Source organism: Rhodococcus sp. 06-1460-1B (genome assembly GCF_002258475.1).
GTDB lineage: Bacteria > Actinomycetota > Actinomycetes > Mycobacteriales > Mycobacteriaceae > Rhodococcoides > Rhodococcoides fascians.
Genome location: NZ_NOYS01000041.1, coordinates 108,584 through 121,586 on the forward strand (window position 1 = coordinate 108,584; position 13,003 = coordinate 121,586).

General features: G+C 63.8%; 10 protein-coding genes and 1 pseudogene. 3 read left to right on the plus strand and 8 right to left on the minus strand.

The features are described 5' to 3' along the window. Positions 1–13: 13 nt before the first annotated feature. On the plus strand, positions 14–349 hold the full coding sequence (locus CH268_RS23420; RefSeq protein ID WP_032385615.1) for an indolepyruvate ferredoxin oxidoreductase subunit alpha: 336 nt from the start codon (positions 14–16) through the stop codon (positions 347–349). 4 nt (positions 350–353) lie between these two features. Here the strand turns inward: CH268_RS23420 and CH268_RS23425 are convergent, their stop codons facing one another. The 6 genes and pseudogenes from CH268_RS23425 to CH268_RS23445 form a co-directional block, all read right to left on the minus strand. Beyond that, entirely contained in the window at positions 354–929 is a 576-nt protein-coding gene (locus CH268_RS23425) for a TetR/AcrR family transcriptional regulator (protein ID WP_032385616.1), read from the minus strand. A 35-nt stretch (positions 930–964) separates the two neighbouring features. Further along, on the minus strand, positions 965–2,488 hold the full coding sequence (locus tag CH268_RS23430) for an aldehyde dehydrogenase family protein (protein WP_094666041.1): 1,524 nt from the start codon (positions 2,486–2,488) through the stop codon (positions 965–967). A gap of 80 nt (positions 2,489–2,568) precedes the next feature. Beyond that, positions 2,569–3,375, minus strand: coding sequence for a 2-keto-4-pentenoate hydratase (locus tag CH268_RS28330; protein WP_255182497.1), 807 nt, complete (start codon positions 3,373–3,375; stop codon positions 2,569–2,571). Between the two features lie 75 nt (positions 3,376–3,450). Then, a pseudogene (locus tag CH268_RS28100) lies at positions 3,451–4,701 on the minus strand (multidrug effflux MFS transporter); the annotation flags it as partial. Then, positions 4,676–5,191 (minus strand): hypothetical protein, encoded by a 516-nt coding sequence (locus CH268_RS23440; RefSeq protein WP_048319512.1) that lies wholly within the window; start codon positions 5,189–5,191, stop codon positions 4,676–4,678. The gene CH268_RS23440 and the pseudogene CH268_RS28100, both read right to left, overlap by 26 nt. Beyond that, positions 5,182–7,119 (minus strand): primary-amine oxidase, encoded by a 1,938-nt coding sequence (locus CH268_RS23445; RefSeq protein ID WP_167325245.1) that lies wholly within the window; start codon positions 7,117–7,119, stop codon positions 5,182–5,184. Before CH268_RS23445 ends, CH268_RS23440 begins: the two co-directional genes overlap by 10 nt. A 281-nt stretch (positions 7,120–7,400) precedes the next feature. On the opposite strand from CH268_RS23445, the gene CH268_RS23450 reads away from it, so the two are divergent. Next, positions 7,401–9,374 carry a GMC family oxidoreductase gene (locus CH268_RS23450; protein WP_141215186.1) on the plus strand — a complete coding sequence of 658 codons (1,974 nt, stop codon included), beginning with the start codon at positions 7,401–7,403 and terminating at the stop codon, positions 9,372–9,374. A 72-nt stretch (positions 9,375–9,446) separates the two neighbouring features. On the opposite strand, the gene CH268_RS23455 is transcribed toward CH268_RS23450, so the two are convergent. Next, the gene (locus CH268_RS23455; RefSeq protein WP_255182486.1) at positions 9,447–10,283 is read right to left on the minus strand and encodes an alpha/beta fold hydrolase; all 837 of its coding nucleotides are present in this window, start codon (positions 10,281–10,283) and stop codon (positions 9,447–9,449) included. Positions 10,284–10,287: 4 nt separating this feature from the next. Next, entirely contained in the window at positions 10,288–11,736 is a 1,449-nt protein-coding gene (locus CH268_RS23460; RefSeq protein ID WP_032385621.1) for an APC family permease, read from the minus strand. Positions 11,737–12,146: 410 nt separating this feature from the next. Here CH268_RS23460 and CH268_RS23465 point away from each other — a divergent pair, with 410 nt between their 5' ends. Next, positions 12,147–12,983 (plus strand): alpha/beta hydrolase, encoded by an 837-nt coding sequence (locus tag CH268_RS23465; protein ID WP_094666044.1) that lies wholly within the window; start codon positions 12,147–12,149, stop codon positions 12,981–12,983. The last annotated feature ends 20 nt before the right edge of the window (positions 12,984–13,003 follow it).

A 13,003-nucleotide genomic window follows, 5' to 3' on the forward strand; every position in this document is an offset into this window, starting at 1 on the left:
AGGAGGAACCAGCATGTCCTACGTCATCGGAATCAACTGCATCGATCAGCTCGATCGGTCGTGCATCGAAGTGTGCCCCGTCGACTGCATCTACATCGGCGACCGCCGCAGCTACATCAACCCCAACGAGTGCATCGACTGCGGGGCATGCGAAGTGGAGTGCCCGGTGGACGCCGTCTTCGTCGACCGAAAAGCGCGCAAGGATCCCGAGCTCGCAGAATTCGTCGCAGATTCCATCGCCTTCTTCAACGAGCCGTTGCCGGGAAGAAGCGAGCCGATCGGTGATCCGGGCGGATCTCAGAAATTGGGACCGTTGGGCGTCGACACCGAATTCACGGCGAATCACTGAGCGATCAGCTCGCGACCAGACGCCGGAGGACTTCTCGCAGCTGCTCCAGCAGCTGCGAGGTCCTGTCGTCGTCGGAGAAGACCATGTGCTGCATCACGAGTCCGTCCAGTGCCGAGAACACCAGCTCCGAGATGCTGCCGTCGGGGTCGGGCACGCCGGCATTGTCGAGCGTGTGTCGGACCTGAGCCGCATACCGCCGGTACAGTCCACGCACGTTTTCGATCGGTAGATTACCGCGGACCGCCTGAGTGGTCTCGTCGTATTGAAGCAACTGGCGCTTACGCGAATTATTCAGTGTTGGAACGAGATTGGAGGCAAACTCGTCGATCGAGTTCGCCTCCAGCCCGACGTCGTCCGAATCCTGTTCCGCCGCTCGGCGAAACGCTTCGATCAGCAACTGCTCCCGGGTGCCGAAATGGTGCCGGACCAAGCCGTGCGCCATGCCCACCCGGGCAGCCACGGCCCGGTAGGTGACGGCCTGTACACCGGTCTCACCGGCGATATCGATGGCCGCATCCAGCAGTCGATCCCTGGTGGACTGATCGGATTCATGTTCCGTCGAGTCGTCGGCAGCGTTCATCCTCACAGCAAACCACGCTACCGACGACCGCGTCGCTACTGCCCGGCCAATCCCCACAGTGGTGGTCGATCGCCTCCGAGATCGATGTTGACCGACTTGACTGCGGAGTACTCACGGAGCGTCTCGAACGACAACTCACGTCCGAACCCGCTGTCACCTCGGCCGCCCATCGGCATCCCGGGCGGCAGATCGAACCATCGGTTCACCCACACGATTCCCGCGTCCAGGCGATCTGCGAACTGATGCGCGCGGCGCAGGTTCTGTGTCCAGACCCCGGCCGCCAAGCCGTACGGCGATGCGTTCGCGCGAGTGATCGCTTCTTCGTCGGTTCGGTAGCGTTCCGCGACGGTCACCGGACCGAAGACTTCGGTCCGCACGATCGTGGCCTGGCCCTTCGGATCGGCCAGCAGCACCGGACGATGATAGAACCCACCGTGCAGAGAGTCGTCCAGGTCGAGTGGCTCGTCTCCGACGACCACCGAGACACCCTCCGCGCGCGCCCGCTCGACGTGTGCGCTGACCAGTTCGAGTTGACGACCCGACACCAGCGGTCCCATCTCGCTGCTCGGATCCGTCGCGTCGCCCACCTTGATCCTTCGGGCCACCGCAGCGAATCGCTCGACGAATTCGTCGTGGATGTCGTCGTGCAGCAGTAGACGCGAGGCTGCGATGCACGCCTGACCGTTGGCCAGATAGATCCCCATCAGCGCGTCCTGAACCGCGAGTTCGAGGTCCGCGTCGGCAGCGACGATCATCGGCCCCTTGCCGCCGAGCTCCATCAAACTCGGCCGCAGTGTGCGCGCTGCGGAACCGAGAATTGCCCGTGCAGTGTCCGGACCTCCGGTGAACGTTATCTTGGCGACGTCGGGGTGCGAGACCAGAGCCGCTCCCGTCTCGGGGCCGAGACCGGTGACGATGTTCAGCACACCGGCCGGCAGGAGGTCACCGATCAACCGGGTGAACTCGAGAATGCTCGCAGACGCGTACTCCGAGGGCTTGACGACGACCGTGTTGCCGGCGGCCAGCGCGGGTGCCACCTTGTTGGCGAAGGTGATCAACGGCGAATTCCACGAGATGATCGCCGCGACCACGCCGAGAGGTTCGCGCTTGGTGTAGAGCAGGGTGTCGGGGTTCGACAGCGGAATCTGCTCGCCGTTGAATGCGCGAATGACGCCGGCGTAGAACCTGAAAATTGCCACCACCGTGGGGATGTCGGCAATTCCTGCTTCGCGGACCGGTCGGCCGTTCTCGGTCGCCAACAAGGCACCGAAACGGTCGCCGTCGGCCTCGAAGCGATCCGCGATCGACAGCAGGATTGCTTGTCGCTGATCTTGCGTCGTCCTGCGCCACTGCCCGAAGGCGCGGACGGCCGCCGCCACGGCGGACTCCGCGTCCTCGGCCGTGCCCTGCGGCAGGACCGCCCACGGGCTTCCGACGCTGGGGTCGACCGCTTCGAAGGTGCTACGGGCGCTCACCCAGTCGCCACCGATGAACTGCTGATAGTCCCCGTTGGGGACGAAAGCCGCGCGGGCTGTTTCCGACGAGAGAATGGACGACATTGTTCTCCTTCTGACGTGACACGTTGCGAGTACAACCCGCTTCCGTAGCGCGATACACGGAGAAGGGTTGTCCCGGTTTACTACTGGAAGGAAGCGCTCACCGATCCGAGGCCGGTCAGGGTGGCCGTGACCGACTGTCCTGCTGCGACCGCCCGCATCGGTCCCAAAGCTCCGGACAGAACGACCTGGCCGGCACGCAGCGGCCGACCGAGGTCTGCCGCGGTCTGTGCCAGCCAGACGACGGCTGCGACCGGATCGCCGAGGCAGGCGGCACCGGTGCCCTCGGACACCTGAGTTCCGTCGATCGACATGGTCATCTGCACCTCGGTGAGGTCCAGATCCCCGAGCAACACTTTCCGATCACCGAGTACGTAGGCACCCGCCGACGCATTGTCGGCCACGGTGTCTGCAAAGCTGATGTCCCAGTTGCTGATTCGGCTACCACATACCTCGAGGGCGGCGACCACGTAATCGGTGGCTCGTCTGACGCGATCTGCGTCGAGAGGCCCGTCGGCCAGATCTTCGCGCAATACGAAGGCGATCTCGGCCTCGACACGCGGCTGCGACACCTGCTCGGCGGGAATGACGGCGTCGGCACCGTAGGCCATGTCGTCGAACAGCATTCCGAAGTCGGGACGGTCGACACCCAATTGCGACTGAACGGCTTTCGACGTCAAACCGATCTTTCGGCCGACCACGACCGCTCCGGAATCCAGACGCTCGTTGTTGAGAATCTCCTGTACCGCATACGCCGCCGTCACGTCGTCACGGCCGATCAGGTCGCGGACCGGCTCGCAGGGCTCGCCGCTGTTCGCAGCGTGGTTCAGCCGCTCGGCGGCGGCCTCGATGTTGTTCTGGCTCACAGTCACGACGCAAGCTTCGGACACGGGGGCGTCACCGGCAACAACTGCGTCTCGCTCAGCGGTCCTCACCGTCGGTCCGGTGCCGACGAGAACCAGCACCAAGGCAACCGACGCCGCGAAAGCCATCATGGTCGCCACTGCGAGGGCGTCGTTGCCGAGGAGACCGACGACGGGTGCGGCTGCCGCTGCGAAGGCGAATTGGACGCCGCCGATCAAGGCCGACGCGGTACCGGCCAGGGACCCGTAGCCGGCCAGTGCTTGCGCCGGAGCGTTCGGTAGGACCGTGCCCATCACCGCCAAGATCAGCAGTACCGGCACCCCGAAACCGATCAACCCGCCCGTATCGGTCGCCGCCAAGACCACGAACACGACGGCAACGACGGTGCCGATCAACAGCGCAGAGAGCAGAACGGTTCGAGTTGTCCATCGACGAAGAACGACGACGTTGAGCTGAGAAGCTCCGATCAACACGACTGCGCCTGCGGCAAAAGCGATTCCGAACTGCTGCGGAGTGAGTTCGAAGCTACCTTGTAGGACGAACGGCGAGGCAGAGATGTACGCGAACATCACCACCCGGCCCAGGCCACATACGAGCACCATCGAGACGAAGGCTCGATCCGTGCCGAGGCGCGCGTAATTGCGTAGAACCGTGCGCGCACTGTTCTGCTGCCGCGCCGCCGGGGGCAGGGTCTCGGGCATCGCGAACGCACCGATCGCGACCGCCGTCAGGCCCAGAGCTGCAAGGATCACGAAGATCACGCGCCACGTCGACATTTCGACGACCAGGCCACCGATCGACGGTGCCAGGATCGGTGCCACGCCCATCACCAGCATCAGCCGGGACATCATGACCGCAGCGGCGTTGCCCTGGTAGAGGTCTCGCACCACGGCCATGGCGAGGACAGCTCCGGCTGCACCTCCGAAACCCTGCAGGACCCGAAGCACTGCCAGCACCTCGATACCCGGCGCGACCACGCACCCGAGAGAGGCCGCAACATGGAGCAGCGACGCCACGATCAGTGGACGTCGCCTACCCAGTGCGTCCGACATCGGACCGATCACCAATTGGCCGACAGCGAAGCCGATCAGAGTGCCGGTCAGGGTGAACTGCACCGCCGTCTCCGATATCGCGAATTCGGTTGCGATGACGGGAAAAGCCGACAGATACATGTCGACGGTGAACGGACCGAGTGCGGTGAGCGCACCGAGCATCACGACCAAGCGAAGACGGCCCCGACCCGACGGTGCCGTCACCGCGGACGCGGAAACTCCGGTGCCGTCGGCACCGGAGTTTCCGTGTTCGCTCTCGGTCGCGGCGATGGATCTATTCACCGCCGGCACGCAGTGCACGCACCGATGCGCCCACTGCCAACACGATCTGAAGGGCTGCGAAGAACAACCCGGCCTGCATCAATCCCTCGAACGACTGCGCGGACAGAACACTGCCGGAGCCTGCCATGTCCATCGCCCCGTGCCCCATCGCAGCGTGATCCATGGCGCCGCTTTCCGCCGCCGTGTGGCTCGAGTGGCCCAGCGACGTCGACATCAATGCCCAGTGCACAGTGAGCATCGCGATACCGAAACCGGCGGTCACCGCGTACTCGCGTACGCGGTGGCCGTTGCCCTTCCTGCACGTGAACGCCACGCACAGGCCGGACAGAACGAGCATCGGCACAACCATGCCGAGCATCGCCGTGCCCGTGACGATGAGCAACACGACGTGCACCACCAGACACAGAATCGCAACAGCGGCGAGGACGGCATCGACGAGATCGACTCCAGCCCTAGTTCTTTCGCGCCCGGGTGGCATGCCCACCACAGGCCCGAGGGTCAGTGACACGACGCTTCGCCCGGCTGGTCGTCTGCAGTGCTCCCGCCGTGTGCACTCGACGAAGCAGGCACGTCCAGCGCCGGGTTCTTGTCGAAGAAGTTCACCGGCAGCAGGTGGAAACCGACGACCTCGGTCGGCATGACCGGCCAGTCCTCGGCGCGCGGAATGTGTGTCACTCCCAGGGTGTGCCACAGCACCACATCCGTGTTGTCGGTCGCGCGATTTTCCGCAGTCCATCGGGGAAGACCGTCACCGGAGCGGCTCTGGTTCGGGAAGTCACCCGAGGGGCGCATTTCAGCGGGCGAGTACGGCGTCACCCACATGTTGCGGGTGCCGAAACCGGCTCGCTTGGCAATCAATGAGGGATCCTGCGCCAGCATCGTTGCCGACGACCAACCGGGCAGGAACTTGTAACTGACCGGATTGCCCCAGGCGTTCTTCTTGGCGGTGTTCATGATCTGCCAACTGCGAGACGACTGCGTGTTGGTGTGGTCGTCACCGGTCAATTCGCGGTCGATGACCGTTTTCTTGACTCCGATTGCGTTGCCGTAGGGATTGTCCGGGCCGACAGGCACCCCGTAGGCATCGTTCTGTACGACAGTGTTCTGCCATCCGTCGATTTCGGTATCGAGCCGGAACGAGAACAGATGCTGGTGGTAGCTGGACACGATGTTCTTGGCGATCCGGGTGCCGTGCGCAGAGGTCTCACCCTCTTCGACGGAGCGGGTCTGCACGATCCCCAGTAGCTTGACCTCCATTTGAATGGAGGCGTCCTGGTAGAAGTTCCAGTAGAAGCCGTAGTGGTAGTTGCCGACGGTGGCGATGAAGCTGACGACCAGGCGACGCGAGCGACGTACGTCGACCTTGCCGGTCATCCAGTCGGTGTGCTTCCACAGAATGCCCGCGTCCTCTTCGTGGATGCAGATCGCATTCTCGATAGTGGTCGGTTCACCGTTCTCACCGGCATTCTCCGCGTCCAGGTAGACGATCTCACCGAGGCAGTCACAGCCGAGTCGAAGCGAATTGGCGAGCTTTCCGAGGCCGAACTCGCCGGCGTCGAATGCGCTGCGCCAGAAGTGCTCCTTGGACGGGTCGCCGTAGGGTACGACCATTTCGCCCAGGGACGCGCGGTGCAGAACCGAGCGGTACTCGTCCCCGTCCAGGTACTCCACCGCATGCAGCACCAGTCCCTCGAGCGGATGCCAGTTGATCCGGAAGCGCCACTTCTGCCAGGTGAGCTCGCGGCCGTCGATCTTGAATCCGACGCCCTCGGGCTGAGTGATGACGAGCGGGGCGACGTCGGAGCGCATCGGCTGGTTCGCGTCCGCCGTGTAGTTGGCCTGCTCGACGTTCATCGGCCGCACGCCGAAGTCGTGGACGTCGATGACCTTCAGCGCCACCAGATCGACCACAGCGATGACACCCTCGATGGGGTGCGCGTACCCGTTGTCGTCGGGAAAATCGCGGTAGTAGGAGACCGAGCCGGCCAGACGCCTGCCGTCGACGGGGTAATCGAGCACGCCGGGCACGGCCATGTTGCCGACGCCCCACGGATCGATCTGGACCTTGTCCATGTCGGTGATGCCGCGCAGCGCAAGCGCCTCGACGTATCGCGGATCCTGCTTGATCAGGTCGGGAGCAAGATCGAACTCCTCGAGCAGGACGGGTGCAGCACCGTCGGTGATAACGGAGGACGAGACCACGGCGTCGGCATCGAGATCGACGACGACATCGTGCGTCGTTCCGGACGCACGATCGACCAACAGAACCCTTGCGCGACGGGCGATCTCGTGACCTTCGCGGAGCAGTCGCTTGTCCGGCTCGTCGGTGTAGACCGCGGCGAACCCCGGCCTTTCTGCGATGGCCTCACGACGAACGACATCTGCGACGCGGCGAAACTCGTCGGATGTCAGGGAATCGAAGAGCGGATGACGCACGGGTGTTCCTTTCATAGCATTCATCTGGTCGAGATCTCGAGTCGCCAGCGTGTGCTTCCTACACAACCAGTGTGCGGTCGAGCGCGCAGCTCGATGTTTTGCTCAGCGGTCCTCGAGGCAGCCGGGCCTCTGTGTCGCGAGCTCCGCCCGGGCGGCCGCCGCACGCAGTATCGCGGGGCATCTGCCCCGATCACGCTGTGCCGGTTCGCTCACCGAGACTGCGGGCCCTGCGATCGATGGTCCAGGTGGACACTGGCGAATTCTGACTGAAAGGAGTTCTGGTGACTGTCGATTCCGCACGATCATCCTGGGACCGCCGTGTTTTGGCCGCACTCTGCGACACTCTGATTCCGCGAATCTCTGCGCCACATTCGGCCTCGACGGACGAGCAGGTGTTCTGGAGCACGAGTGCCTCCGATCTCGCCGTGGACCAGATTCTCGACTCGGTCCTCCCACTCTGGGCCCCACATGTGCACATCCTCGTAGGCCGCACCCTCGACGCCCTGTCGGAATCGTTCGCGGACAGCTCGCCCGATCGCCGCGACGAGCAGTGGCTGACGGTGCTCGCCGACCCGTCGACTCGTCCTGGCGCTCTGATAGTGCAGAGCACGGTGTTGGCAATGTTCTACACCGTGCCGGACGAGGCGTCGAAGAACCCGACGTGGCCGGCCCTCGGCTTTGCCGGTCCGTTGCTCGAACCGCCGACCGCAGTGCAGTTTCCGAAGACCTTGACCGTGGCCGAGCTACCCGACAACGGGTCGATCACGTTGACGGTCGATGCGGTGGTCGTGGGTTCCGGTGCGGGCGGCGGCGTTGCCGCGGCCCGTCTTGCGGCCGCGGGTATGAAGGTTCTCGTACTGGAGAAAGGTGGCTATCGGAACGAGCCCGATCTGCCTCAGTTGGAGGCGTTGTCGTTTCCGAATCTGTATCTCGGCGGTGGCTTCGTCTGGTCGACCGATGCCAGCGTCGGCCTGTTGGCGGGCTCGACTGTCGGTGGCGGAACCACGGTCAACTCCATGGCGTGTCTCCCGACGCCCGAGTACGTACTGGACGAATGGGTCGAGGCAGGCATGGAGGGCGCGTCCTCGGACGAATTCGGCCCGCACATCGAATCGGTGATGCAGCGGATCAACGCTGTACCCGCCAATACCGTGCACAACAGCGTCAACCGAATTCTCAATCGCGGCCTCGACGCTGCCGGACTCCATCGAAATACCCTGGCACGCAACGCCAAAGACAACGACGACCGATTCTGCGGCGAGTGCAATGCCGGTTGCCTCGTAGGATGCAAACAATCCACGATGAAAACTTTCCTTCAGGATGCCAGTGACTCGGGTTCGCAGTTGCTACCCCAGTGCGACGTCCAGGAAATCGTGCACGCCGATGGCCGCGCAGTCGGCGTCCGAGCGGTGGTGAACACTCCCGACGGAGACCGCGACGTACTGGTGGAGGCACCGATCGTCGTGGTCGCCGCGGGCGCGCTCGCCTCGCCCGTTCTGCTGCAACGTTCCGGGCTGGGTGGGCCGAGCGTCGGTCGAAACCTGCACGTTCACCCCTCGTACTTCGTCAGCGGAGTGTACGACGAGGTCGTGAAGGGTTGGGCCGGGCAGATTCTCACCAGCGTCAGTCACGACTTCGAGCACGTGGAAGGCGAACACGGATTCGTCGTGGAAGCCGCGCCCATGGGCCTCGGCTTCTGGACGGGTCTCACACCGTGGCACTCCGGTGAGCAACACAAGCAGGAGCAGTTACGCCTCGAACACGTCTCCGGAGTCTGGGGCTTCGTTCGAGATCACGGCTCCGGACGTGTGGAAGGCGACGCGCACGGAATGCCGGTCGTCACATGGGGTCTCGATGATCCGGTCGACCTGGCAGTCGTCCGCCGTACGCATCAGGAACTCGCGCGCATCCTCCGGGCGTCGGGTGCCAAAGAAATTTTCACGTTCCTTCCGTCCGACCCACGCTGGCGTCAGGGCGAGGACTTCGATGCATTTCTCGACACGCTCGGCAGCCTGGACGCCGCGGACATCCTGACGTTGTCGGCACACCAGAGCGGCTCCTGCCCTACCGGCCTCGACCCGACGACATCGGTGGTGAACGGCCGCGGTCGCCTCCACGATTGTTCCGGAGTCTATGTCGCGGACGCGAGCGCACTACCCACTGCGCCTGGGGTGAACCCCATGGTGTCGATCGAAGCCTACGCACGCAGAACAGCGGAATTCATTGTGCAGGAATGGGACTCCGAAATACCCTGACCGTCGCAGCGCACAAGCTCGAACGCCGGTGTGCATTGTGCACACCGGCGTTCGAGCTCGTCGACGTCGGTTTCAGCGATCCTTGGGCGTGTGCGTGTCGAGGAAGCCGACGACCGCGTCGGCCACCGGTGTCGGTAGTTGCTCCACCATGGGAATGGTGCCGCCCTCGATGACCACGATGTCGACCGTCGCTGCCTGCACGAGACCGTCCCGCACGAGGCCGACATCGGGGAAGGAGAACGGGTCCGCGTCGCCACCGAGGATGAGTACCGGGGCCGTCACCTCGCCGATCCGATCTTCCATGACGTACCGCGAACACGCGATATGTCCCTCGGCCGGATCCACCCCCGGCGCAAGCGCGTCGCGCACGAAGCGATCGAGTAGGTCCGGGCGATTCGGCGGATAATACGGTTCTCGCTGGCCCCACCACGTCGTGAGATGGCCACCGTGCGAGTCGATTTCCGCGACGTCGACGCCGGGGCCGTCGGCATGACCGGCACGGTATTCGGGGCCGGTGTAGGACGGCGACGACAGGATCACGGACTTCACCCGACTTGGTACCGCACTGGCAACCTCCACCGCGACCACGGCCCCGGTGTGGTGACCCATCACCGAGAACTGATCGAGACCCAACGCATCCGCTAGATGCAGAACACCCGAGGCATACTGCTCGATCGTTTGCGGGCCAACAGGTTTGGCGGACTGACCGAATCCGTACATGTCCATGGCGATGATGCGACGGGACGGGCCGACGAGGGGCATCAACTCGGCGAATTCGTCCCACGAACGCGGGGTCTGGTGCAGGCAGATCAACGGGACTCCCTCGACTCCGGCTTCTGCATAGTGCAGTTGACCGAGCGGGGTGTCGGCGTAGCCGAAGCGCACGAGGGTCGTGGTGTCGTCGAGCACGGCTTCAGTCGACAAGGGTTCGGCCCATGTTCGCGTAGGTGTCCTGCCGGTTCTTGCGTGCGTACAGCGCAACCCCGATTGCCACCACGATCGTCGCGAGATGCAGCAACGGTAGACCGTTGATGATCACCGAATCGGTACCGGTGATGGCCGAGAAGTTGGACAGCGCGAAATATGTGATTGCTCCGAAACCGATCAGCGCCAGGGCCGGCGCAACCGTGTGGCCCCAACCGAATCGACGCTGCCGAGCGAAGAACACCAGCACTGCCAGCGATGTCGTGGTGATCAGGACCATCAGACCGACCGCTCCGAAACCGGTCAGCGCGGACGTGAGGGTCGTCAGAGGGTCGAGCCCGGCGACGGCGAAGACGATGACGACCGCCGTTTCGATCACATAGCTCGTCGAACCGGCAACCACCGGCGACTGATGGCGCGGGTGCAGGGTTCGCATCGACCGCGGCAGGAAGCCGTCCCGGCCCAGTGCGAACAAATACCGTGACGCTGCGTTGTGGAAGGCAAGCACTCCGGCGAAGCAACTCGTCACGATCAACGCCTCGAGTGTCGTTGTCCACGCGGAACCGACGAACTCGTCGCTGAGGTCGTAGACGAAGGTGCCCGGGCTTGCGGCTGCCGCGGCGGTGGCACCACTCGAACTGGCCAGGAATGCCCAGGACGTCAGGACGAAGAAGAAGCCGATGCACCCCATCGAAATGTACGTCGCACGAGGAACGGTGCGTTTCGGATCGCGTGCTTCCTCCGCGTAGATCGCTGTCCCTTCGAAGCCCTGGTAGCACGAGAACGCGAAAATCATCGCGACGCCGATGGCTCCGGGAACGAAAACCTGACTGGGACTGAACGATTCCATCGGAAAGCTGCCGATCCCGTTTCGCGCGATGATCGCAATGTCGAGCACCAGAATGACCACGAGCTCGACGACGAGGGCCACTCCGAGTACGCCTGCAGCAAGCGTGATCTTGCGATAGCCGAGCAGGAACACGATCACCAGGCCCACCAAGGTATAGACCCACCATGGAAGATCGATGCCGAAAATCTTGTTGGCGCTACCCGAGGCGAAGAAACCCATCGCGCCACTGGTGGCGCATGCCAGCGCGATGTAGGCACTGGTAGCGATGTAGGCACCGGCCAAGCCGACGGGACGCCCCAGCCCTCGCACGATGTAGGCGAAGAAGGCTCCGGCGTTCTGCACATAGGGAACCATCCGGGTGAAACCGACGGCGAACAGAAGCATGATCACCAGTACGAACACGTACATTCCGGGTGTACCGATACCTACCCCCAGTCCGATGGCGAGCGGCAGAATTGCCACAGCGCCTCCGGCGGGCGCAACCGTGGCCATCACCATGAACACGATGTGAGCGACATTCAGACTTCCCTGCGCGAGCTCGGTCGACCCCTCAGTCGTCGATGCGCTGCTCTGCGTACGTGGCACCATAGATTTCAACTCCTCCTGCGAACACCAAGGACGACGAGCGCCGTCGAATAGCGATCAGTGTGGAGAGATATTCATCTGGTCGCCATGTGAAAGGTCCGCTCAGTGACACCGAGGCCGGCCTCGACCCAGCTGGAACCCGCCATGAGCACCCGGTTTCGACTATTTCGACCCGCTGGCCAGCGGTTCGCTGACCGGAATTACGTGCACCTCGATCCTTTGCCCGGGTGGTCCACACCAGCAACGTACCGCCTGGTCGTGTGGCCCGGACGTGTACCGCTCGGTGTTCTACATCCCCTACTCCGTCCAGCGACGGTGCCCTCCCCGATGCGGACGACTCATCCATATTTCGACGTGCGCAGTGGGCGAAGAGTCCATCCCCCCTGGAGCCGGCTTCCCCTACTGTCGGCACCATGACCATCGATCGAACAGCGGTACCCGGCGGAGATCTCGTCGTCGAAACACACACCGGCACCAGCGAGCCCGTCCTCGTGGTGCACGGCGTGTCCAGCCAACGCATGCTGTGGGGTTGGCTGCGGGCGGAGTCGCCGCACCTGACACTGGTCGCGCCGGATCTGCGCGGCAGGGGCGACAGCGTCGAGGTCACGGGGCCGTCGTCGCTCGCTCGGCACGCAGACGACCTGGACGCCGTCATGGATGCCCTCGGACTCGACGCTGCACACGTGTGCGGAATGTCCATGGGTGGATTCGTGGCAGTCGAGTTCGCGGCCCGGTATCCATCTCGAGTGAAGAGTCTCGTTCTGGTCGACGGAGGCGTTCCGGTGGCACCGCCCGCCGGTCTCACCCGCGAGACCGTCGGAGCTGTGTTCGCGGACAGAATTGCTCGAACTCAGAAGCATTTCGACGCCGTCGACGAATACGTCGACTTCTTGGTGTCGACGTCGCTGCCGCTTCTCGACCCGGCGGATCCACTCCTGCGGACGTACGCCGAACACGATCTGGTCGACGGGTCGGTGCGGCTGTCGACCGAGGCAGTCGTCTCCGACGCCGAGGATGTGTTCTTCGGCGAGTCACGGTTTCGAGAACTGACGATGCCGATTCGATTCCTACACGCGCAGTGGAGCATTGGTAAGAACTCGGCACCGATGTACTCGCCCGAAGACATCGATGCGCTCGACCTGACCTCGATCACCCCGATGATGGAACTCGACCATGCCGGCACGATCATGACCTCGGCCGGTGCCGCCGCCGTGGGAGCACGAATCGACGAGGCGCTGCGGAACGGGTGATGAAGCAGCACAAGGACCGG